Raw genomic sequence first — 24,167 nt, 5'->3', positions numbered from 1 at the left:
TTACACCTCCATAACAAGCAGCTCAGGGTTAGCGAGCAGTTGTTTAATATAGTTCATAAAGTTTTGAGCCGTTGCGCCGTCGATGATACGGTGGTCAAAGCTCAAGGACAATGCCATAACAGGTGCTGCTACAATCTCGCCGTTCTTCACAACCGCTTTTTCGCTGATGCGGCCGGTACCGAGGATAGCAACCTCTGGGAAGTTGATGATCGGTGTAAAGAACATGCCGCCTGCGGAACCGATGTTCGTGATGGAAATCGTGCTGCCCTTCATTTCGTTAGGAGCCAGTTTGCCCTCACGGCCGCGTGCAGCCAGATCACGGATGCTGTCAGCGATCATCCAGATGCTCTTACGATCCGCATCTTTGATAACCGGTACGATCAGACCGTTATCTGTATCCGTGGCGATACCGATGTTGTAGTACTTTTTGTACACGATTTCGTTCGCTTCTTCGTCGATCATCGCATTCAAAGCAGGGAATTGACGGCTTGCCGCAACAAGTGCTTTAACGATGAATGGCAGATACGTAACTTTCGTGCCCTTCTTCTCAGCGATCGGTTTCATGCGGGTACGGAACGCTACCAGCTCGGTTACGTCCACTTCGTCCATGATCGTAACGTGAGGAGCCGTGTAAGCCGATTTAACCATAGCATTCGAGATCGCTTTGCGGATACCTTTGAATGGCACGCGCTCTTCTTCTGCGCGAGTGTCCACCGCTGCGGATGCTGCTGCAGGAGCAGCTTTCGTCTCGGAAACAGCTTCTTGAGCCGGAGCTGCTGCTGCTTGGCCGCCACCGTTCTTGAAGGCTTCTACATCTTCGCGGGTCACTTTTCCGTTGTTGCCGGAGCCTTGAACTTGTGCGATGTCAACACCCTGCTCGCGAGCGAATTTGCGCACGCTTGGCGTAGCCAGAACTTCACGGTTAGGTGCTGCAGGCGTCGCTGCTTCGCCGTTTCCGCCTTGTTTAGCGTCAGCAGGAGCATCTTGAGCCGGGGAAGACGTCGTATCTGCGCTGCCTTTCGCTGCGTCGGCTTCTTGAGCGGACTGCTCTTCGGCAGGAGCCTCTTGCTCAGGAATGTCGCCTTCAGCATCGATGATTGCAACCACTTCACCGACACGGCATACTTGACCGTCCTTGGCAAAAACTTCTTGAACCGTACCGTTCACGGGACAAGGAACTTCTACGACCGCCTTGTCGTTCTGCACTTCCATGATGATGTCGTCGTCTGTTACTTTGTCGCCCGGCTTGATATGCATTTTGATGATTTCACCTTCATGCAAACCTTCGCCCAGCTCTGGAAAACGATATTCGAATTTTGCCAACTGAAAAACCTCCCTAGAAATTGCTGCTATTAGAAATTCAATACTTTATTTACGGCATCAACGATACGCGCCGGAGTAGGCAACCAAGTGTCCTCGATTTGAGCGAATGGATACACGGTGTCTGGCGGCGTAACGCGAAGCACCGGTGCTTCCAGGTGGAGAATCGCTTTCTCGTTGATTTGAGCGATGACTTCTGCGGCTACGCCGGCAGATTTCTGCGCTTCTTGAACCACGATGGCGCGGTTGGTTTTCTTAACCGAAGCCAGCACGGTATCGATGTCGATTGGAGAAATGGTGCGCAGGTCGATGATTTCGGCTTTGATTCCGTTCTTTTCAAGCTCGTCTGCCGCTTTCGTAGCAGTATGAACCATCAGGCCGTAAGCGATGATCGTAACGTCCGTTCCTTCGCGAACCACGTTAGCCTTGCCAAGCTCAACGGTGTAATCACCTTCAGGAACTTCAGCGCGGAACGCATGGTACAGGTTCAAGTGCTCCATGAAGAATACAGGGTCATTGTCGCGAATCGCTGCGATCATGAGTCCTTTTGCATCATAAGGATTGGAAGGTACTACAACTTTAATACCCGGGGTTTGTGTGATCAAACCTTCGAGTGCGTCGGTATGCAGCTCAGCCGCTTTTACCCCGCCGCCGAATGGTGTACGGAACACGATCGGGGAGTTGTAGCGTCCGCCGGAACGGTAACGCATACGCGCTGCTTGAACGACGATTTGGTCGAGCGCCTCAAAGATAAATCCAACGAATTGAATTTCAGCGATCGGACGGAAGCCTTGAATACCGAGACCTACCGCCAAACCTCCGATAGCGGACTCTGCCAGCGGCGTATCGAATACGCGCTCTTCCCCGAATTCTTTTTGAAGGCCTTCCGTTACCCGGAAAACACCGCCGACATTACCTACGTCTTCACCGAAGATGACAACGTTAGGGTCACGGCTCAATTCAACGCGCATGGCGTCGCGAATCGCTTCTTTCATGTTCATTTGTGCCATTGCTTCATTTCCTCCTTAAGAAATACAGTTCACTGTTCTTCCAGTGTGATGCCTTATAAGGCTATATATCGATGTTAAACGTTATTTAAAAACAAGACCTGATGCGCCCATGACAAACCGGATGATCATCCAGGATCAACCTTTGACAATCATCGGCCCGTCACTCTTATTGGAAATCGGCTTTCTGTTCTTCCAAATGCTTCGGCGTTTGCTCGAACATGCTGTCGATCAAACCAGGTACCGTCATTTTTTCCGTTTGTTCTGCTTTTTTGATTTGCTCGTTGACTTTCGCTTTCGCTTCTTCTTTCACGCGAGCTGTATCTTCTTCTGTCCAGAGGCCTTTGGCTTCCAGGTACTTCGCAAGACGCGCGATCGGATCCTTCTCGTTCCACTCGCCCTCTTCTTCCTTCGTACGATATTTCGTAGCGTCGTCAGACAAGGAATGCGGACGGAAACGGTATGTCACGGCTTCGATCAGCGTTGCACCTTCACCGTTGCGGCCGCGCTCTGCAGCATCCTGAACCGCTTTGATCACCGCGAGAACGTCCATGCCGTCAACTTTAACGCCTTTGATGCCGGCTGCTACAGCTTTGTGCGCGATAGACAACGCTGCTGTCTGCTTGGAGAACGGAGTCGTGATTGCATAGCCGTTGTTTTGCACGAAGAAGATGACCGGCAGTTTGTACACGCCTGCATAGTTCAGGCCTTCGTAGAAGTCGCCCTCGGAAGAGCCGCCGTCACCGGTATACGTAATAACCACTTGTTTTTGCTTCTTCAATTTGTAGCCCATCGCGATACCCATGGCATGCAGGATTTGCGCGCCGATGATGATCTGAGGCATCAATACGTTAACGCCTTCGGGAATTTGTCCGCCATGCTGATGTCCGCGGGAATAAAGGAATGCTTGGTAGAGCGGAAGTCCATGCCATACGATTTGCGGCATATCGCGGTAGCCCGGGCAGATAAAGTCGTCTTTCTCAAGCGCGAACTCACTGCCTACCATCGTAGCTTCTTGACCGGATACAGGAGCGTAGAAACCGAGACGTCCTTGACGGCCGAGGTTTACGGCGCGGTCGTCCCAAGTACGGGTAAATACCATACGGTACATAATTTCTTTCAGTTGATCGTCCGACAATTCAGGCAGAAGATCTTTGTTTACGATTTTGCCATCCGGGGAAAGTACAGATAGAGTACCTACTTCCTCGGTATATACTTCATAAGGAACCTTGGTCATTTTTTTCACCTCAATAAATATTTGAATATCAAGTTCCGCTGTTATAGAATTATTATACACCTGTTTCACTCCATTCGTCAAAGAAATACGGGATAAAATTTCATATTCTTTCACGTTTGTATGTATAACAGTTGACGAATAATACTATAACAGTATGACAAACATCATAGAACAGCAGACAACTTCAACATGTCAGGGTAATTTTAACTTATTGTTTACCGCATTTCAAAAACTAACCCGAAAAAGGTGACGAATGATGACGAATGAACGTTTATTGAAGCGAACCATCGTAAAAGAAGTGATTGACAGCAAGTTTTTGCAGGAGACTCGAACGCTGCGCATCTATCTTCCTCCCGGATACAATGAAATCCTCAGCTATCCCGTCGTTTACTGTCAGGACGGAGAGGAATTTTTCAACTTCGGCCGCATCGCGACCTGGGCCAACCAGCTCATCCTCGAAGAAGGAGTGGAGCCGTTCATCATTGTGGGCGTGGAAGTGAACACCAAGGTACGAACCGAGGAGTACGCGCCGTTCGGCAACCGCTTCGATGCTTACCTGTCCTGCTTCGCCGAAGAGATTATTCCCTTCGTGGAGCAAAAATATCCCGTGCGCAAAGAGCCTGCGGAAAGAGTGCTTGCCGGCGACTCCCTCGGGGGAAGCGTCTCCGTGCATTTGGCCTTGCGTTATCCGCATCTTTTCACAAGAATCATCAGCTTGTCCGGGGCCTACTATGAGAAGACCCAGAACATGATTCAGGAAGAGCGTGATTTGTCCTGGCTCAACATTTACATGATTGTAGGCTTGCAAGAAGACAACTACGCAACCGATACAGGTGTCTATAACTTCGTCGAATTAAATCGCTCAACAAAGGCTTTGCTGGAAGAACGGGGTGCTACCGTATCATATCTTGAAAAAGAAGGTCGTCACCTTTGGGGATTTTGGCAAAAAGAGCTCCCTGCTGCCCTTATGTACTTCCTTGGTTAAATGTTTGAATCGGCAAAATCCATGGGCTATATAAATGACCTGTTACTGCAAAATGGTTTAACTGTCCCAATCGGGACCCCACGCGTTACGATTGAAATCCGTTGGCAAAAAGAATACCTGTGAGGCAAAGCTAGGACATGATCGTCTGCAGCTTCTGCCCCACTCCAAAAAAAGATGAACAACCGCGCATTTTTTATGGAATGTGCATTGTTCATCTTTTATGTTCAGCAGCCCGTTCTTCTTGGTATCGCTTTCAATGATGTTCTTCAAAAAAGCGGCTGATTCACCGCTTGTTCGAATCGATTATAGCTTTTCTTCCATGATTTTGTCCAGTAAGATGTCGCACCCCGCATCAATCAGCCGGTACACTTCGTCAAAGTTTCCGGTGAAATACGGATCGGGCACCTCGCGCAATTTTTCGTTCGGCAGCAAATCCATGAACTTCAGGATCTCAGCCTGATCGCCTCCCGCTAACTTGCGGATATTCGTTACATTCGAATCATCCATGCCGATAACGTAATCGAAACGTTCAAGGTCCTCGCTGACTACCTTGCGCGCGACCATTCCTTCATAACTGATTCGCCAGCTGTCGAGCAGCTTTCTCGTGCCTTCATGGGGAATGCTGCCGATATGCCAATCCCCGGTGCCGGCCGAATCCACGCTTATTTGATCCTGCAGCCCGCGCTGTACTATTTTATGCCGCAGCACCGCTTCCGCCATGGGCGAGCGGCAGATATTGCCCAAACATACAAACAAAACGGATACCATGGTCCTTCCACCTCCACGCTATGATGAATCGCAATCGAGAAATTTTATTTAATCTGTTCCATACCTTATTTTAACCGGATCTGACCTCTTTTCCGCTGGCTGCCGAAGACTGGGCTGCGTGCAGCGACCTTCTGGGCAATCTCCATTTATATAGAACGGACAGCATCCTGAAAACGATGACTATAACAAATAAGGTCAAGAGCTGCCAGGTCTTGGTGGCGACCCCTAAGCCGATAGCGACACCTGCTGCCATGGCCCAGACCGCGTAAATCTCGTCGCGCAGCACGAGCGGCTTCCGCCCGGCCAGCAAATCGCGGACCATTCCTCCGCCGCTGCCTGTCAGCACAGCCGCCACGATGACCGCGCTCAATGGATGATTCATTTGCGTAGCATATAATGCTCCTTGAATCGCGAAAGCGGATAGCCCGATCGCATCAAACAAGGCCTCGGTTTTCTTCCAATGCTGAATCAAGCCGAGCGGCAGCACAAACGCCACGAAAACCGAAATCATCGCCAGCATGATTAAATCTCCCTGACCCCACAGGGTGGTAACCGGCACGCCGATCAGGACGTTTCTTATAATACCCCCGCCGAAGGCCGTGACCAATCCAAGCACCACAACCCCCAAAATATCGTATTCCTCTTCCATTGCCACAAAAGCTCCGGACATGGCAAACGCAATGGTGCCAATGATGCTGAATACGTCAAACACATGCATGTCCAAAATTCAGTTCCCCCGCTCCCCCGTCAATTTACATACTACATTGTAGCCGCGCCTATTAAAATTGTGCAAGCATGAAAACTGCACTATACTAGAATTCAATGACAATTCTCTCGAAAAAGGAGGAATATATAATGAAACACACTCGCGTCCTGATCTTCACAGGTGGGGAGTTGTCAACGGGATTCCTGAATGAGGTCCAAGAAGGGGATTTCATTATAGGAGCCGATCGCGGCGCTCTCTTCTTGATTGAACATGGAATCAAACCCGATCTGTCCGTCGGAGATTTCGATTCCATTCCGCCCGAGCAGATGGATCGTGTCCACTCCATGAGCGGAAAGGTCATCGATTGTGACCCGATCGATAAAAATTTGACCGACACCGAGCTTGCCTTCGAGCTGGCTATGGAACGCTCGCCCGAATCCATCATGATTCTGGGGGCTACGGGCACGCGCCTGGATCATACGCTGGCCAATATCCACATGCTCATACGCGGCCTTCAGCATCATATCCCGTGTTCCATATTAGATGAAAACAATTTTATTACCCTGACGGGCTCCAGCTGTCTTGTCGAGAACAAAGGGTTTACATATGTCTCCCTTCTGCCGCTCACCACGGAAGTTACCGGCATTTATCTCGAAGGTTTTCAGTATCCGCTCCAAGATGCCACATTGCGATTGGGGCAGTCGCTCGGGGTCAGCAACAGGCTGGCCGAGGAGAAAGGAACGGTTCGGATCGAAGGCGGTCTGCTGCTCATTATTCAAAGCAAGGATCGCTAATCATTACTATTTTGTCATCTTTTATCGCAAAATATTAAACCTCGTAATTCTTTTGAAAAACCCTTGTGTATCAAGGGTTTTTTCTTGTTTAGAACTCGCGTATCAGCCGCAATTCTTAATTTTTTGTTACTTTTAATGATATTTTAATAATTCGCTTTCATTTCATGCGGCCCAAGGGCTTCCGCCGATTATCCAGATTATGGCCGGTTTCAAATCTGATATACTCGGTTCATCGCAAAAAACAATAACTGCTTGGAGGTCATACAACATGAATCGACAGAATTGGATTAAGAAAGCCGTAGTCATCAGCTTGAGCGCAACTTTGGGCGTAGGCGCAGTACTAACTGTTGCACCGCCGGCACCTGTAGAAGCAGCATCCGTAAGCACAGGAACTCGAGTCGTTAACTTCGGTAAACAATATATGGGAACACCTTATAAATTCGGAGCATCCACATCCACGACAAGAGTGTTTGATTGCTCTTCCTTCATGAAACATATCTTTAAAAAATACGGCGTGAACCTGCCGCGTACGTCCGCTGCCCAATCCAAGGTCGGCAAGGCCGTTTCGAAATCGAACCTGAGAGCCGGCGATCTGGTATTCTTCTCAAGCGGAAGCCGTGCGAATGGCAGAAACGTAACACACGTTGCCGTTTATATGGGCAACAACAAAATCTTGCACACTTACGGCAAGCCTGGCGTAACGATCTCCAGTCTGTCCGGCAACTGGAGCAAGACTTACCTGAAAGCTCGTCGCGTACTGTAGTCTTATTTTTCACTTATCATATCGAAGACCGTCTTTCCGCTCAGGGAAGGCGGTCTTTTTTGCTTGCATCGATTTCTTTCTGGGATAAAAGCTTATAACCGGCCCCCCGTATCGTACGAAGCAGTTTTTGCTTGCGCCCTCTATCGATCTTCTCTCTCAAATGGAGAATGTAGACATCGACCACGTTGGTACCCGTATGAAAATCATAATCCCATACCTGTTTTAAAATATCCTCACGCGTGCATACCTGCCCCTGCCTTCGAGCCAAAAACAACAGCAAATCGTATTCGCGATGAGTCAGTTCCACGGGCTCCTCTTCCCGAATTACATTGCGGCTCAAAGGATCGATCACCAGATCTCCGATTCGGATGATCTCCTCCTGTTCCGCGCGTCCTGTCTGAAAAAGCCTCAGCAAATTGGCAATTCGCGCCAACAGCTCCCTCTCATCCCTGTCATTCGGGATGTAGTCATGGGCTCCAGCTTCCAAAGCATGAATCGCTTCGTTAGAACCGTCGCTTCCGATGACAATGATCGGGAGCTGTTCCCCTCTGCCCGCCAGTCGCTCCACGAGATTGAATTGGTTCATACCCGGCAGTCTGCTGTCGATGAGCAGCAGGTCTGCGCCTGCGCGCTGCAGTGCGGCAACCACTTCCGAATAATTCGCAGCGTCTGTAACCTTATAACCCGCTTGTTCTAGTATCTCCGTTATCGTCTGGATCCGAGCTTGATTGTCTGCCGCGATCAAAATGACTTTGTCCACGGGTTCTCCCCCGCTTTCATCGCTTAATAATGTAAGTATGTCTGTTTCATCCTGCTTTCACTCCTGCAATGGATGAAGAACAACCAGAACGCATTTTCTTACAAAAATTCAAGCCTGATCCAAAATATGCTGGGATCGCATACGATTTCCGTAGAATTGCATCTTATTTCGGTCGAGACGTTATTTTTATAATGGATATAAGATCAGGAAAGGGGGATATCTTTACCCGGTATAACTCATCAAACATGATGAAGGAGGAAAAATAATATGCGCAACAAACTCGTGGGATGGCCTCTAGTCGTAGTCATGCTGGTATCCATTGTGTTCACGGCCGCCGGGCCTCCCGCTAAGGCTTCTGCAGCAGGCGGAATAAACCTATCCATCGGCAAAAACGTGACGGCTAGCGGCCAATCCCAAACCTACGGGCCGTCCAACGTAAACGATGGCAACCCAAATTCGTACTGGGAAAGCACCAACCATGCGTTCCCGCAATGGATACAAGTTGATCTCGGTACCGCCACCAGCATCAACGAATTCGTCCTAAAACTTCCTGCCAGCTGGGAGCCGCGGACTCAAACGCTGAGCGTACAAGGCAGCTTGAACGGCACGACATTCACAAATATCACGGGTCCGGCCGACTATGCATTCGACCCTGCCGAAGGAAACTCGGTGACCGTGAGTTTTGACGAAACGAGCACGAGATATGTTCGTTTAAGTGTAGCCAACAATACGACATGGCCGGCTGCGCAGCTGTCTGAATTTGAAATTTATGGACCATCGGTCTCCCCGCCGACGCCTCCAACTGGAAACAATGTCGCGAGCGGCAAACCGATTACCGCCTCCTCAAGCACTTTCACGTATGTAGCGGCCCATGCTAACGACAACAACGTCCAAACTTACTGGGAAGGCGGCAGCAACCCCAGTACGCTGACCCTGGATCTGGAATCAAACCATGATATTACCTCCATCGTACTGAAACTGAATCCGTCTACGGAATGGAGCGCCCGCACGCAAACCATACAAGTCCTTGGGCATGACCAAACTACAACGACCTTTAGTAATCTGGTGTCGGCTCAGTCCTATACGTTCGCCCCCGCTTCCGGAAATTTCGTAACGATTCCGGTAAATGCAACGGTTAAACGTCTGCAATTGAACATAACATCGAATTCCGGCGCCCCTGCGGGACAGATTGCGGAAATTGAAGTGTATGGCACCGCCGGCGAGAACCCGGACCTTACCATTACGGATATGTCCTGGACGCCGTCTTCTCCGAGCGAAAACGATGATATCACACTGCATGCCACGGTTAAAAACATTGGAAGCGCGGAAGCCGGCGCTACGACGGTCAATTTTTACCTGAATGACGCAAAAGCAGGCTCCTCGCCGTTAGGGCCGCTTGCAGCAGGAGCTTCCGCCACGGTCTCCCTGCAAACCGGAGCCCCAGCGGCTTCATCGTATACCCTCAGCGCCAAGGTCGACGAGGATGACAACATCATCGAGCTGAACGATGGGAACAACAGCTATTCCCATTCGTCCCCTTTGGTTATTGGCAGCGTGGAAAGCTCCGATTTGGTAGGAACGATACAGTGGACGCCAACCACGCCTATGGCCGGCAATGCCGTAGCCTTTACCGTCAATCTTAAGAACCAAGGCAACAAAGCCACGGCTAGCGGCTCGCATGCGATTTCCGTTGCACTGAAGAATCCGGCCGGATCAACGATCCAGACCTTTAACGGTAGCTACCATGGTGCCCTTGCCGCAGGCGCATCCGCCACCGTCCAAATTCCCGGCACATGGACCGCTGCAAGCGGCAGCTATACATTAACAACCTCCGTGGCACCCGATGTTAACGAAGTACCGGTTAAACGGGAGAACAATGTCAGTCATGCCAACCTAACCGTGTACTCATCACGCGGTGCCAGCATGCCGTATACCCGCTATGATACCGATGACGCCATACGCGGCGGCGGCGCATTGCTAAAATCAGCGCCCACGTTCGATCAAGCACTCACGGCATCGGAAGCATCCGGACAACGTTATGTTGCTCTCCCTACAAGCGGATCCAACCTGGAATGGACGGTTCGTGAAGGCGAAGGGGGCGCAGGCATCACCATGCGATATACGATGCCGGACTCATCGGACGGCATGGGATTAGACGGCTCGCTCGACGTCTATGTAAACGGTTCGAAGAAGAAGACGGTTCCATTAACGTCCTACTACAGCTGGCAGTATTTTTCCAGCGATCATCCGGCAGATGCGCCTGGAGGAGGACGTCCTCTATTCCGGTTCGATGAAGTACACTGGAAAATGGATACGCCGCTTCAGCCGGGAGACAAAATCCGTATTCAGAAGTCTAATGCGGATAACCTGGAATACGGCGTCGATTTCATCGAAATCGAGCCGGTACCTGCGGCTATCGCCCGTCCTGCCAACTCGGTCTCCGTCACGGATTTCGGTGCGATCCCCAACGACGGCCAAGATGACCTAACGGCATTTGAGGCTGCCGTGCAGGCAGCGGCCTCATCAGGCAAAACCCTATACATTCCTGAGGGGACGTTCCATTTGGGCAATATGTGGAAGATCGGCTCGGTCGGCAATATGATCAATGACATGAAGATTATGGGGGCAGGCATCTGGCACACCAACATCCAATTTACCAACCCGAATGCGGCTTCCGGCGGGATCTCGCTTCGAATCGGGGGCCAGCTGGATTTCAGCCATATCTATCTCAACTCGAATCTGCGGTCCCGATATAATCAGAATGCCATTTACAAAGGATTCATGGACAATTTCGGCACCAACTCCAAGATTCACAATGTGTGGGTGGAGCATTTCGAATGCGGATTCTGGGTTGGCGATTATGCCCATACGCCGGCCAAGATCGCGGAAGGGCTGATCATAGAAAACAGCCGGATCCGCAACAACTTAGCGGATGGGGTTAATTTTGCGCAGGGGACCAGCCATTCGACGGTGCGCAACAGCAGCATTCGAAATAACGGCGACGATGGACTCGCTGTCTGGACGAGTAACGTGAACGGTGCACCAGCGGGTGTTAACAACACCTTCTCCTATAACACCATCGAAAACAATTGGCGCGCGGCGGCCATCGCTTTCTTTGGGGGAAGCGGTCACAAGGCCACTCACAATTTGATTGTAGACACCGTTGGCGGTTCCGGCATCCGAATGAACACGGTATTCCCGGGATATCATTTCCAGAACAATACCGGCATTCTGTTCTCCGATACCACCATCATTGGCAGTGGTACCAGTAAAGACTTGTACAACGGGGAGCGCGGGGCCATCGACCTTGAAGCATCGAATGATCCGATCCGCAATGTTACGTTTACCAACATCGATATTCTGAACACCCAGCGCAGTGCGGTACAGTTCGGTTATGGCGGCGGGTTTGAGAACATCGTGTTTAACCATATCCGTATAGACGGTACGGGACTTGACGGAGTAACGTCCTCGAGATTCTCGAGTCCGCATCCGGGTGCGGCGATCTACACGTACACGGGCAACGGGTCCGCAACATTCAACAATCTGACCATGCAAAATATCGCTCACCCTGATCTCTATTTCATCCAGAATGGTTTCCATTTAATTTTGAATGAAGCGATTCGGGATTAAACGATAAAAGGAGTGGGCCTGTGAGGCTCACTCCTTTGCCGTTTACGATGTGGGATGAAGCACGTTAGCTTTGCTCCTTCTTATTTAACCGCCAACGTATTGATTATATAGCGATCTAGCCTTGGCGATATCCGATGTGCCATGCACCAGGGTTCTGCCGTCTTGAAATATAACCAAACGGTGCGGACTTGCCTGAAAAATGATCATATATGGGGTAACGGTAGCTTTTCCTTGAGGCAGGCTGTTCAATCGATCCGCCATCTCCTCCAGTTGAAGCTGCATGGGTCTGCCCGGCCGGATCTGCACGGTGTCCCTGCCGCACAGCACTTCGCTTTTATCGGCATGCTCAGCCGACAGATAAGGGTATGTCGGTTCCTCGCCGCATGTGGAGCAATCCGATTTTTTCGCACGGTCTACTCCAAATTCCAACTGTTCGTTACGCCATAAATCAAAAGACAGCATCTTTTTCCTCAAGGCTTGGCGGTTTCCAGATAATAGCTTCAGCGCTTCCATCGTTTGATGGGCAGCGACCATCTGTACCGCTTGGGGGAGAATGCCGTTAATGTCGCAAGTGTCGCCGCCTAAAGGAATCATTCCAAGCAAACAGTTCAAACATGGGGTTTCTCCCGGTAAAAACGTATAACTCATCCCGGAGCTCCCGACACATCCCCCGTAAATCCACGGAATTCCATGCTTGAAACCGATGTCGTTCAAGATCAGCCGGGTTCCAAAATTATCGGTAGCGTCCATCATCAAGTCAACGCCTTGGCACAGCACCGACAATTCGTGGGCTCGTACATCCATAACGACACCTTCCACGCTGACGTCCGAGTTGATCTCGGATAACCGCTTGGCAGCAGCTACGGCCTTTGGCAGCCGGTTGATGGCATCCTGCTCGGTAAACAGCTGCTGACGCTGCAAATTGCTCCATTCCACGTAATCCCGGTCCACGATGGTCACGTGTCCGACGCCTGCGCGAACCAAGGTCTCCGACACGGCGCTTCCCAGCGCCCCTGCGCCGAGAACGAGCACGCGGCTGTTCCGGAGGCGAAGCTGTCCTTCCTTTCCCAATGGCGTGAACCGCTCTTGCCTGGAATACCGATCCTCTCTTTCCGCTTTAGCAGCCTCCTTGCCCTCCGAGGACTCCAAAGCAGTGTTCATTTGGTGTCCCTTGAGGATTGCCTTCCCCCTGTTATCATGTAGTCCAGACATGTATGTTTCCTCCCGATCCATTCTCCGAACATGCTAATGAAGTTTGACTTTCATAAAATCTGACTAAAAGCTATTCATGATCAAAAATACCCATCCCGCTAAACAGGATGGGCGGTTTAACGAATTTCGCCTTAACACAATCGGGTATTCAGCGCCTTCTCAAGGATACTACGATGGCGCAGTATCCAGGCAGCGCTCCGAGCTCTCCAGGCGATCCCCCATAACAGACCTTCCGTTTCCGGCGATACCTGCTGCTCAATGGCTTCTTCAGCCGTTTCCCGCACGACCACCTCTACGATCATATCCAACAAGTCCGTTCGAAGAGAAGGTTCGACGCCATAAGCGTCAACCAATAAACGGAGCTGCCTTGCACGGGCATTAGCATCCGGCAAGCCGACTCTTTCGGCAACATCATCATCGTGCAGCTGCGGAAAGAGCCAGCATACCCGGGCTAACTCAACAAGCGGATGTACAGGTCCCGCGAATTCCCAGTCAATTAAAGCGTAAGGCATCCCGTCGCGGGTAACCATATTCCAAGGCGCAATATCACCATGGCTATATACAACCCCGGCATCGCCTAGTTCACGTAGAAACCACGGTTTCCATACTCCCTGGGGACCCGGAGAGAATGTAGCGGAAGCGTCATGAAGCTGACGTAATAATCGTCCTACAGCGACGATGGCTTCATCGCTCCAAGGTCCGGGATGAACAAATTCGCCCTCTACATAACTTAACGTCTCTTGACCTTCCTCATTCCAACCCGAGCCAATAATATCAGGCAGGGACGTAAACCCTGCTTGCTTCAAATGCCTTAATAAGGAGTGTACGGACGGGGTCCATTCCCCGCAAGGTCGATACACAACCTGACCTCGTCGTACAACCGACTTCTCAGCGGAGAGAATAAGGCCCTCTCCCTGTCCTGTTGGATTTTCCGAATTCATGAACTCGTCTCCCCTTCGGAAGGGAATAACACGGTTAATGGGGCAATGGAAGTGTATTCCCTTCATATATTGATGCCCCGATGGTCAAATCCATGTCTTCCATCAACATCTCCTCCGTTCATGTCAAGTTGCTTCTAGCATATCATAAAAAAGGATTCATCCATAGCAGGACCGAGAGCCGAAGAGGATCGAGTACGCCAAAAAGGATGACCAGCAGCGTGCTTCCGGTCATCCTTAATGAAAAACGATTAAACTCGTTTAGATTCAGGTTCATCATCCTACTTGTGAGCAGGATCGTGATCCGTCAATGGGGTCAAGCGTTCTGGTTGGACCAATCTTCGACGTTCCAGATCTTCGTTACCCAATCTTCATAAAATTCAGGTTCGTGGGAAACCAACAGGATGGTGCCTTTGTATTCCTTCAAGGCACGTTTTAGTTCCTCCTTGGCCACAACGTCAAGATGGTTTGTCGGTTCGTCAAACAGAATCCAGTTGCTCTCGCGCATCAGAAGTTTACACAGACGGACTTTTGCCTGTTCGCCACCGCTAAGCGCCTTCATCGGACGGGTAATATGCTCGTTTTTGAGTCCGCAGCGAGCAAGGGCCGCACGAACCTCGTGCTGGTTCAAATGTGAGAATTCGTTCCACACGTCATCAATCGGCGTGATATTCCCCGGACGTACTTCCTGCTCGAAATAAGCGGGCACGAGAAAGTCCCCTTGATATGTCTTGCCCGAGAAGGCCGGGATTTTCCCTAAGATGGTCTTGAGCAGCGTTGATTTACCCACGCCATTACATCCGACTATGGCAATCTTCTCTCCGCGTTCGATCATGATGCTCATTTTGGGAAGCAATGGCCGATCGTAGCCAATCTCAAAATCAATGCCCTCAAATACCGTTTTACCGCTGGCGCGGGCTTCCTTGAAGTTAAATACGGGTTTAGCCGCTTCCTCAGGACGGTCAATCCGTTCCATGCGATCCAGCTGCTTCTCCCGGCTCTTTGCTCGGCCGGACGTGGAGTAGCGGGCCTTGTTCCGCTGAATGAAGTCTTCCTGCTTCTTAATGAACTCTTGCTGCTTCTCGTAGGCATCGATATGCTGATTCTTGTTGATATCGGCCATTTCCAGAAACTTCTCGTAGTTCGCTGTATAACGCGTTAATTTCGCAAATTCCAAATGATAGATGACGTCGACCACCTGGTTCATAAATTCCGTATCATGGGAAATCAAAATGAACGCATAAGGGTACTGCTTCAAATATTGAGTCAGCCATTCAATGTGCTCAACATCCAGATAGTTGGTAGGCTCGTCCAATAGAAGAACGTTAGGCTTCTCCAGCAGAAGTTTCGCCAGCAGCACCTTAGTGCGCTGCCCACCGCTTAATGTCGCCACATCGCGATCCAGGCCGATCACGGACAACCCTAGACCGTTGGCCATTTCTTCAACCTTTACGTCCAGCATGTAGAAATCCCCGATGTCCAGCTGCTCCTGAATCTCGCCCATCTGTTCGAGCAGTAGCTCCAGCTCTTCAGGCGTTGCATCACTCATCTTATTGGTGATTTCCATCATTTCTTTTTCCAGCTCCAGCAGGGGCAGAAAGGCATCCTTCAATACATCGCGTACCGTTTTGCCCGGTGTCAGCTTGGTATGCTGATCCAAGTATCCGTAACGGATTTTCGGCGTCCACTCTACCTTGCCGCTGTCTTTAAGCAGCTGACCCGTCAAAATATTCATTAATGTTGATTTGCCTACGCCGTTTGCTCCGACAAGACCGACATGTTCGCCGGCCAGCAAACGAAAAGATACATTCTTGAATAGAGTACGATCCCCGAAATTATGCGATACGTTCTCTACGGTCAATAAACTCATGGCTATAGTAACTCCTGTCTGTATAAAATGAACTTATTTCATGTTAATTTAGCGAATTGTACACAGTCAAGAGTTTATTGTAACACATCATCGAGTCCGGCCGAAACTACGATTTTCGGGAATCACGGGACACCGGGATTATAACAGCTTTTCTCATGATAACCGGCTGCCGCTGCTTCCTTGGCGCTCGGAAACACCTCCTCCACCCGATCGTTGAATGAGCAGGTATCCCGATAATAATAGGGGAGCCCCCTGTCATCCACCGCGCCGAAATAGGTCGGAGCTTTAACGAGTCGGCCGGCTCCAAGCGCGTAGTTATTGTAATATTGTTCGCCCATGGGAATGCCTTGAATGAAAGCCATCATACCGATATCATCAATCGTATTTACCCACTCTTCCTGGGAAATCAAAGGCAGCGTGAACATATAAGAGATTCCGTTCCGCAGCGCCACTTGATTGTGGAGCTGTATGTAATGGGCAAGACGCTCTTGAACCGTATTCACGATGGTGATCCGCCGGACTTGTTCAAATACATCCTCATGATCCAACAAAGCCACGCCTGTTCTGCCAATGAGATCCTTCCGAAATCCAGAATGCCAGATAGAGGAATTGGATTCATATACCTGAACGTAAGAATCCAGCGTAAACTGAATGCTGTTGCCGCTGCCATCATTCCAGGCATAAGGAATTTTGGGAGTCCATCGATGCTCCATAAGCTCCTTGCCGTCATCGTCAACATAGGGCTGTGATACAAACAAATAATACCCGTCATAGTCCAGCACAACGATGGCAGGAATATACCACCATAAGGCAGCTTGTGCAGCCTTGTCATCTCCGATCCCCATGTTGATATACAATGTCCGGGAAAATGACTCCAGCGCTTGTTCTTTATCCGCACGCATATACTTCACGGAATCATAAGCCGACTCCTTGGACTGCGTCTCGTTATCGTTCAGTTTCATCCCGCCGTCTTGAACGGCCGTGCGCAGAGCACCCGTATATTTCATCTCGGCAAACCGGACATCCTCCAGGCTCTCGGCGCGCATGCCTAGGATGAGAAACATGGGGAAGAACACGGCAGTAAACACGATGGCAAGATCAGTAATCTTCATTCAGAACCAATCCTCCGTAAGGGAATGCGATAGCTGCTGTTCCTTCTGAGTTGGATCCTGTCAACGTATCGAATATCACCAATCCGGGTGTGCGATTCAAGCTGCTGACGCTAACCTGGAAGTGATCGCCGGCAGTTAGACGGTAGCGGCGGCTGTCATCGCTTTTATCCAGATTCGAGTCCGGGAACAGATAACCCATCAGATCATCCTGATAATAAGCATCATATACGACGGAATAACGGTTCAGGAATGATCCGGGATCCGAAGGATCGGCATATTCCGGGTGGTATTTCTTGTGATGATGCTCCATCTCGACATTGTAAATGTTCCCTGTGGCCGCCAACTCTTGAAGGAAGTCATTGTACATGGTCGGGGTAATATATCCCTTAGTGCGAACACTGTCTACGAATTTGGTAACGGATTGATAAACGATGAGTCGTGACAGGTCATCCTGTCTTCTTGCCATCTCGCCAGCGGGAACCAAATATAACAGAAGGAGCGCAAGAAATGCCGCAAACCATTTCGATACCGAATTAGACATGGTTGTTACCTCGCTTTTACAAACTGGATCCGTTCTACTTCCCCATCCGCTCCCCGAATGTACTCCGCATGATACCGAGCATTTAAGTCGATGATCGAAACATCCAGCTCCTCCGGATGAATGCCTGAATGGAACACCGTTCCATCCACATCAACGGTAAAGTCGCCTGCCTCTAATTCTCGCAGCGTAAACAAGACTTCGCTTCCTACATAGGTCAGCTTCCCATTATCGTTAGTCATCTTTACGGTTGTCACTCCGGCATGCTGTTCTTGAGTCATTCGGTCCGCGGCTGTTATCCCGCCGCCAACCATTGCCTGAATATGGAAAGCATACATGGATGCGCCGAGAAACAACGCCACCCCCGCAGCCAATTCAAGCATGCTTATTGTTGCTTCGCGCAAGTTTATTCACCTTTCTATTCATATCTATTGATCGAATTTAATGCCCCGGATCACGTTTGAATTGTCTTTCACGATGGTCGCCCTAAACTTCCCGCTTGGGTTGACGTACTCCGGGCTTTTCTCATCCATGACGAGGTTGATGTTCCCTTGCCTGGAATCCGGATTCAGGATCGATCCGTCCGACTCCAGTACGTTGCCGTACCATTGCCCTGCTTTATTTTTACCTGTTGCAATGAAAACGCCGAACTGATCCTTGTCCTTATATTTGCGCAGTGCATTCGTAACTTGAGAACCGCTGATCGTCGTTCCGTCATACACGGTAAAGGCTGCCTGGGACAGCTCCGTCTGTATATCCGAAAAATTGTTCTGGGCGGTTTTGGTTGCCTCCTGGGCCGAAATAAACAAAATGACAACGATCGTAATCAGGGCAATGGTCAAAAAAATGCCTGCTGCAACCTTTAATGCGGATGATGCGTTATTCATTGAAATCCCCCTCATTTCCCTTATTGATTTTTATATGAACCTTGTGATGATCGTTTCAGTAGTGCTTAGGCCTTGTATTGCTTCAAAGTCGTTGAATTTGCTCATAATACGTTTCCATTTGGGAGAAACTCATGCCGATCAGCGGAATGACAAGATACATAAAGATCAGCGCATACATCGGAGTAAAACCGATCATCCGCGCCCATGCGGCTTTCGTGTCGATCATCGCTTCATATTCCTGCTTGCGCTGCTCGAAGCTGAATATCATCTCCCCGTCGAGATCGTCGAATACGTCCTTGATCGGAACTTTATCCACCGCAAGGATCAGCTTGTCCACCAACCGTTGAAATTCGGGTAACCAGACGTCTTCCTTCAGCTCCAGTAAAGCCAACTGCGCGCCATGTTCATAGTGAAGCAGGCTTTTTTGAATGGGAACCTTGAAAATAACGGCGAACCGGTTAAGCCATTCCAATATAACTTCAACCGTGATTCGCTCCATACCGCGCAGGATCGATATGACCGTCTGAAATTGATATACTTCATGCCGCATTTCCATGTTTCGCACTTTCCGGTGAAAATACAGCAGCCACAGTGGCGCCCCATAACCTGCAATACCTGCCATGAAGGAGAGCAGCAGCTCCCACCACTTCAAATACTCGCTATCATACCGCTTCAGCTTGGTCATGATTCGATCGGCTGCAATCTCAATTTGTTCCTTGGTCAAACCAACAGAATCTGTATCTCTTACGGCCTGTTGGATCTGGTCATGCGTTGCTTTCGTTGACATTTGCAGCTGCTCCATGATCACCCGATCCCGCCGGGCAGTCTCCTCTGCCTGCAAGCGCTCAACATCATTCATCTGTCCGAACAGAGAATGATTTAATGGAACGGGGACAAATAACAAATGATGCCTAGACTGTACATGCAGTCCAACGGCCAGCGACAGCGCTAAAAAGAAACCGAGGAAAAAAAACGTTACCCTTCTGATATACAGCCACTCGAATTTGATTTTCGCATTGCTCTCCTTCAGCAGCCGAACCCGGCTGTCATATTTCATCGTGCCTGGGGTCGGGGTCATGATCCCCGCAAGCCAGCGAATAGTTGGAATTCGGTACATTCTTTCTTCCCACGACACCTTGCGTGCCACTGCACGGTAGTCGGTTTCCCGATTTTGCTGGAGCTTCTGGAGCAGGATGTAAGAAATCAGGATAATGACGTAAATGGATATCTTGGTCACAAATCCGAGCTTGCTCATGTAAAACTCATCCATCGACGGAAAACTGCTTCTCGCCCACCGTTCGATCGGTTTCGTAAAAAAAACCGGGGCCAGCGCAATTGCATTCAAGCCCTTCATCAAGTAATCAAGCTTGTCTCTTCGCAATATTTCCAATTGGAATTCCTTGGTCAAACCGCTGAGCCCAAGGAGATAAATAGAGCCTTGTTTTCTCGCATGATCGCCAAACTCCATTACTAGATGGGAAATGCCCGCAAACGCCTTTAAATACCGGTTAGGCGCTACCTCATAATATCGCTCCAGCTCATCATTAGGATCTTGGGATACGAGGGCATTATAGATCCGATGGGCATGTATGGAGATTTCATGTCCCGAAGTCTCTGCCCCTTCATACAAAGCCTCCTCGACCATTCCATGCTGCTGATAATGATGACGGACGAGGGAGAACAATTCAACCGATTGAACAAGCAGCTTCCGCTCCAGCCGGTTAATGAACATCTCAACAAGCATATTGTTAATAACCACGGCGGCAAGGATGACTATCACGATAAACCCCAGGTCCGGATGACTCCATATCAGCAATAAGGCCGTTAACCCGATAATCCCTGTAATCGCGCAGGCAAGCTTCACCGTCTCATACCGAAGCGAAATTTCATCGTAAGGATGGATGATCGCGATTCTCTGTCTGATCCGTTTGATATACGATTGGACGAGCGGGAGTTTCACTCCATACATATAAGCCAATTGGAACCATTGGCGGTATATACCGCGAAACGACTTTGCTTCACCCGCATCGAACCTTCCGGCATAATTTCCACGGTTTCCTCGTCTTCTGGACATCCACGACACCAAACCGAACGTAATCGAGAACAGCGTCAGGGATGTAATGAATATCAGGATTAACACGTCTTTAGAGGCCACGTTGTTCCCCCCAGCCCGAGTCCAGAAATATTCTGAATTCCTCCACATCCTCCGGATGCATCTGCTCGGTCATTTCGCGAATGCTGATTTCGGATAGTTTGGCGCAAGCAATATATGCACCGTCCCGGTATTCAATCACATTGCGGGACACATAGCAGCGGTCCTCGTTCAGTCTCCGCATATGCTCTGAGCTTAAATGAAAATACTCCTCCATGCTGCTCTTCCAATTGTTTTCCGTAGAAGCTTCGAATTGCGGCAGAGCCCCCTTATCCACCGGAATGCACTCTGTAATTCGCTCTATGTAACGGTTACCGAAAGCGTCTCTTCTCATATGAATGTCAAAGTTGATCACGCTGACCACCTGCTGCTCGGCAATGTGCTCTTGCCTGAACGCGCCGCTTTTGAGCAGGGAGTTGCGCAGGGATTGAACCAAATCCCTGAATGTCTTGGCATGATGGGTAAACACGGTAAACAGACTTGCCACTTGAGACATCTGTATCATCCATGACGCAACCTCGTCGCTGGCAACCTCACCAAGGATATTGACCGTACCGTCGGTTTTCTTCTGCAGATCCAGCCCTGCCTGTCCGCTGATATGCTCCGTTTCCCTGAAGCTGAGAATGTTCCTGCGGCTGTAGATTTCCCTTAAGTGAAGCTCGAAGGCCATCTCCTGAACCCGGAGGGTATAGGAGGCATAGATATGGCCAACCATTGCCATCAGCAGCGTAGTTTTTCCTGATCCTTGAGCACCGGTAATCGCCGTAATCCGGCTGCCTCTCATCAAATATTTCAATAAACCGATCACCAGCTCGGAGCCGATCCCCGTAATCAATTGATCAAGCGTAGCCTTGGGCAAATCGAACTTGCGTACAAAAAATGCCCAGGATTCGGCAAACGGTGGCCTTACCACAACAACCCTGGAGCCATCCTTCATCTCATTCACTTTGTAACCGCTGGCTTCCGACAGCTGTCCCGGATGATTATATTTGTATATGTTTTGACATACCCGCTTAAGCTCCAGCATCGAACCAAACGATAAAAAAGCAAGATGAAGCGAAACACCCCGGTAAAAAATCCAGACGCTCTCACAGCCTGATGCAGGCAATTCGGCATTCGAAAGACCTAGCCCCAAAAAATCATCCGGTCCGTAAAAAGAAGTACCCTGTCCGCTATCGCGGTCGACGGGAACGCCGCTGACTCCCCCACTGATCCCGTCAATCCGCTGATCCCTGATTTCATCCACGACGGAAAATCCTTTGTACTGCTGATAAATGCGCTGAACGACGATATCCAGCTTCTCCTGAAACAGAAGCGTACGCTGCTCTGACTCATAAATATAAGCAATGTCTTCCGCGGTAACCGCATAAACGCTGCCCTCCCCGTAACCGGGAATGACGCGAGGCTGCGCAAGATCGTATGTCTCCAGAAGTACGGATAAAGCATCCTCCCCGTGCCGCTGCTGGTACAAGTACAAGAGAATCTCGAATTGATCCTGGGCCGTTAATTCGGTTAGGCTTTCAAACGGAATGGCTGCATCAATGTTGGACTCGTTCAATCCCAGATCCTTGACAAGCAGCTGCTTTAAAAAATCCTTAACGTACGCCTTGTCCATCGCATTACCGGATACGCAGCCCTTGAGCGCGCTTCGCAATTCGCTCCGCTTGTTCAGCCTGCGGCGATACTCTTCTTCGTGCAGCCCTAAATCAGACAATTGGCTGTGCGTCAGCTGATGCAGGCTTTCCTTAACAAATGCCGTCATGGCTTCGATCGAATAGGGATCCGAGCCCCGCGTTATAACAGCCGCCGGTTTGCGGGTATCCATATAACGCAGATAGACAAACAACACGACTAACAAAACCAGGATGATGATCCACATCGTGTTCAAGGCGTTACCCAAAAGCATGCAGGCCCCCCGCTTTCGAACGGCCGGACGGAAGTCCGAGCTGTTCAGCCGACGCATCAGCCAGGTGACGGACGGCATTATACAGTGAATTCAAACCTTTCAGGTCCGCGCCCCCTCGGTTGCGCTGCATGTAGGGAATAATCGAACTCATATTCCATGCATCCGTCATGCGGGAGCAATACGGAACGCCAACCGCCATCGTTTTGATTCCAAAGCGGCGCTTCATATTTTGCAGTGTGCAGCTGCTCTCCCGATCATATTTGCCGATCATGTACAAGCAGTCTTTTTCCTTCAGCTCCGGAGGAAGTCTTTCCTTCTCAAGCTCTCTCTTCAGGACATGCAAATTCTGATTCAATCCAACGATGATCAAGTCTGCCGCTTGAAGTATTGCACGATCCGCAGCTCGGGGAACACCATTGCCGGCATCCGCTACGGTAACGTCATAACTTCGTTTGGAGGACGCCAAGACCTTGAACATTAGTTCAGTCCGATTCACGCCTTCCGCATGTCTAGCAGAACTGAAATCATTGGCCGACGTCGGCTTCGGTCCGCACAAAAGATCTAGCCGATCAGACAGCAGCGGCAGGGCATAATTGCGGACATTGTCCGGATTCAGCCTCCCGCTTGCATTGAGCCGTTCGAGGGCATCCAATCCGGTATCCTGAAACGCCGCCATATAATCGAACGCTTCCTCCTTCAGCGCAAAGGCCTGTTCCACTCGTTCTCCTGCTTGTCCACCATGGGCAAGCAGCACTTTGACCTGGTATTCAAACGCCAATACGATCGGTAAACATGCGGCCAACAGCGTGCTGCCGCTCCCGCTTTTTAATGGGCTCCATACAGCAATCAGACTCATGCATGCCTCCTTCCCGCTTGCCTAAACGCCCGGCGGATATGCCGCTGCTCCATCTCCGTCAGGATCCGAATCAGTTCGGTAAGCGACCGCTTATACTGTCGTGACAATGGCTTGATGCCCAGTCTGCCTGCATGTTCGTTTTTTATTTTCAGCGCAAAAAACAACTCATCCCAAGGCATCTTCACAGGGGGGCCCAGCCATTGAATCCGGCTATCCTCCATAAAGCCTTCAATATAGGATCCGTCCGCCAGGTCTTCGATAACCTGTACGTATACGCGATGGAAAGGCGGCAGCGGGTCATCTGTTCTTGCTGCTCTTAGTTCATCCAGCAAGGCCGCGCTCTTTCGCAATCCCGTTACTTCGAATCCGCTGACCCAAACATGGGCATCCGCCGTATCCCACTGATCCTTGTCCATAAATTGCGGCTTCTCCACGTCCATCACAATATAGTCATATTTCTTCTCATTCATTTCTTCCAGATAATCCATCAGTGACGTATAACTCCCAAATCCTGTTGCCACATCGAAACCGGCAAACTCCATGACCGGCAACTGTGGATGCATTACGCTAATGCAATGTCTGTACTTCGCATCTATCGCGCCATCGACGAGCAGCACCCTGCTGTCTCCATTGGCTAGTATTTTGCACATGTACAGGAGCATATCGCTCTTGTCGCAGATGCCCGAAAATATCCACCTCTTCACTTTGGTTACACTCCTTCGCTTA

Annotated in this window: 21 protein-coding genes; 4 read left to right on the top strand and 17 right to left on the bottom strand. The window is 50.0% G+C overall.

Annotated elements, in window-relative coordinates:
* The 3 genes from RB297_RS01210 to pdhA all read right to left on the bottom strand — a co-directional run bounded on the left by RB297_RS01210 (position 1) and on the right by pdhA (position 3,564).
* Positions 1–1,323 carry a dihydrolipoamide acetyltransferase family protein gene (locus RB297_RS01210; RefSeq protein ID WP_015734700.1) on the bottom strand — a complete coding sequence of 441 codons (1,323 nt, stop codon included), beginning with the start codon at positions 1,321–1,323 and terminating at the stop codon, positions 1–3.
* A gap of 29 nt (positions 1,324–1,352) precedes the next feature.
* On the bottom strand, positions 1,353–2,330 hold the full coding sequence (locus tag RB297_RS01205; protein WP_009589183.1) for an alpha-ketoacid dehydrogenase subunit beta: 978 nt from the start codon (positions 2,328–2,330) through the stop codon (positions 1,353–1,355).
* 166 nt (positions 2,331–2,496) lie between these two features.
* Positions 2,497–3,564 carry a pyruvate dehydrogenase (acetyl-transferring) E1 component subunit alpha gene (gene pdhA, locus RB297_RS01200; protein ID WP_036665657.1) on the bottom strand — a complete coding sequence of 356 codons (1,068 nt, stop codon included), beginning with the start codon at positions 3,562–3,564 and terminating at the stop codon, positions 2,497–2,499.
* Between the two features lie 256 nt (positions 3,565–3,820).
* Here pdhA and RB297_RS01195 point away from each other — a divergent pair, with 256 nt between their 5' ends.
* Positions 3,821–4,549 carry an alpha/beta hydrolase gene (locus tag RB297_RS01195; RefSeq protein ID WP_036665370.1) on the top strand — a complete coding sequence of 243 codons (729 nt, stop codon included), beginning with the start codon at positions 3,821–3,823 and terminating at the stop codon, positions 4,547–4,549.
* 303 nt (positions 4,550–4,852) lie between these two features.
* On the opposite strand, the gene RB297_RS01190 is transcribed toward RB297_RS01195, so the two are convergent.
* Together RB297_RS01190 and RB297_RS01185 are read right to left on the bottom strand one after the other, a co-directional pair.
* A complete protein-coding gene (locus RB297_RS01190) occupies positions 4,853–5,317 on the bottom strand; it encodes a low molecular weight protein-tyrosine-phosphatase (protein WP_096773396.1) in 465 nt (154 codons plus the stop codon).
* A 70-nt stretch (positions 5,318–5,387) separates the two neighbouring features.
* Complete coding sequence (locus RB297_RS01185; RefSeq protein WP_009595985.1) at positions 5,388–6,035, bottom strand: trimeric intracellular cation channel family protein; 648 nt, start codon at positions 6,033–6,035, stop codon at positions 5,388–5,390.
* A 137-nt stretch (positions 6,036–6,172) separates the two neighbouring features.
* Here RB297_RS01185 and RB297_RS01180 point away from each other — a divergent pair, with 137 nt between their 5' ends.
* On the top strand, positions 6,173–6,817 hold the full coding sequence (locus RB297_RS01180) for a thiamine diphosphokinase (protein ID WP_009595987.1): 645 nt from the start codon (positions 6,173–6,175) through the stop codon (positions 6,815–6,817).
* Between the two features lie 268 nt (positions 6,818–7,085).
* Positions 7,086–7,580 carry a C40 family peptidase gene (locus RB297_RS01175; RefSeq protein ID WP_009596005.1) on the top strand — a complete coding sequence of 165 codons (495 nt, stop codon included), beginning with the start codon at positions 7,086–7,088 and terminating at the stop codon, positions 7,578–7,580.
* A gap of 40 nt (positions 7,581–7,620) precedes the next feature.
* Here the strand turns inward: RB297_RS01175 and RB297_RS01170 are convergent, their stop codons facing one another.
* The gene (locus tag RB297_RS01170; RefSeq protein WP_192572338.1) at positions 7,621–8,340 is read right to left on the bottom strand and encodes a response regulator transcription factor; all 720 of its coding nucleotides are present in this window, start codon (positions 8,338–8,340) and stop codon (positions 7,621–7,623) included.
* Positions 8,341–8,607: 267 nt separating this feature from the next.
* Here RB297_RS01170 and RB297_RS01165 point away from each other — a divergent pair, with 267 nt between their 5' ends.
* Positions 8,608–11,970, top strand: a complete 3,363-nt coding sequence (locus tag RB297_RS01165; protein WP_375119502.1) for a discoidin domain-containing protein — start codon at positions 8,608–8,610, stop codon at positions 11,968–11,970.
* Positions 11,971–12,054: 84 nt separating this feature from the next.
* Here the strand turns inward: RB297_RS01165 and RB297_RS01160 are convergent, their stop codons facing one another.
* From RB297_RS01160 to RB297_RS01110, 11 genes are all read right to left on the bottom strand, one after another.
* Entirely contained in the window at positions 12,055–13,131 is a 1,077-nt protein-coding gene (locus RB297_RS01160; RefSeq protein WP_213579796.1) for a ThiF family adenylyltransferase, read from the bottom strand.
* Between the two features lie 182 nt (positions 13,132–13,313).
* Positions 13,314–14,123, bottom strand: coding sequence for an aminoglycoside phosphotransferase family protein (locus RB297_RS01155; RefSeq protein WP_375119501.1), 810 nt, complete (start codon positions 14,121–14,123; stop codon positions 13,314–13,316).
* A 313-nt stretch (positions 14,124–14,436) separates the two neighbouring features.
* Positions 14,437–15,990 (bottom strand): ABC-F family ATP-binding cassette domain-containing protein, encoded by a 1,554-nt coding sequence (locus RB297_RS01150; RefSeq protein WP_036665385.1) that lies wholly within the window; start codon positions 15,988–15,990, stop codon positions 14,437–14,439.
* Between the two features lie 122 nt (positions 15,991–16,112).
* The gene (locus RB297_RS01145; protein WP_375119500.1) at positions 16,113–17,102 is read right to left on the bottom strand and encodes a hypothetical protein; all 990 of its coding nucleotides are present in this window, start codon (positions 17,100–17,102) and stop codon (positions 16,113–16,115) included.
* Positions 17,089–17,643, bottom strand: coding sequence for a hypothetical protein (locus RB297_RS01140; protein ID WP_375119499.1), 555 nt, complete (start codon positions 17,641–17,643; stop codon positions 17,089–17,091). The genes RB297_RS01145 and RB297_RS01140 overlap by 14 nt, the downstream gene beginning before the upstream one ends.
* 5 nt (positions 17,644–17,648) lie before the next feature.
* Positions 17,649–18,044, bottom strand: a complete 396-nt coding sequence (locus tag RB297_RS01135) for a hypothetical protein (protein ID WP_375119498.1) — start codon at positions 18,042–18,044, stop codon at positions 17,649–17,651.
* 24 nt (positions 18,045–18,068) lie between these two features.
* Positions 18,069–18,527, bottom strand: a complete 459-nt coding sequence (locus RB297_RS01130) for a hypothetical protein (RefSeq protein WP_009596009.1) — start codon at positions 18,525–18,527, stop codon at positions 18,069–18,071.
* A gap of 82 nt (positions 18,528–18,609) precedes the next feature.
* On the bottom strand, positions 18,610–20,682 hold the full coding sequence (locus RB297_RS01125; RefSeq protein ID WP_375119497.1) for a hypothetical protein: 2,073 nt from the start codon (positions 20,680–20,682) through the stop codon (positions 18,610–18,612).
* The gene (locus RB297_RS01120) at positions 20,672–22,585 is read right to left on the bottom strand and encodes an ATPase, T2SS/T4P/T4SS family (protein WP_375119496.1); all 1,914 of its coding nucleotides are present in this window, start codon (positions 22,583–22,585) and stop codon (positions 20,672–20,674) included. Before RB297_RS01120 ends, RB297_RS01125 begins: the two co-directional genes overlap by 11 nt.
* A complete protein-coding gene (locus tag RB297_RS01115) occupies positions 22,572–23,441 on the bottom strand; it encodes a CpaE/TadZ family protein (protein ID WP_096773388.1) in 870 nt (289 codons plus the stop codon). The genes RB297_RS01120 and RB297_RS01115 overlap by 14 nt, the downstream gene beginning before the upstream one ends.
* Positions 23,438–24,145 (bottom strand): hypothetical protein, encoded by a 708-nt coding sequence (locus RB297_RS01110; protein WP_015734685.1) that lies wholly within the window; start codon positions 24,143–24,145, stop codon positions 23,438–23,440. Before RB297_RS01110 ends, RB297_RS01115 begins: the two co-directional genes overlap by 4 nt.
* Between the last annotated feature and the right edge of the window lie 22 nt (positions 24,146–24,167).

The sequence above is a fragment of the Paenibacillus sp. CR_12 genome (genome assembly GCF_041953985.1).
Taxonomy (GTDB): Bacteria; Bacillota; Bacilli; order Paenibacillales; family Paenibacillaceae; genus Paenibacillus_AQ; species Paenibacillus_AQ lautus_A.
This window is presented reverse-complemented; position numbering and strand designations above follow the sequence as displayed.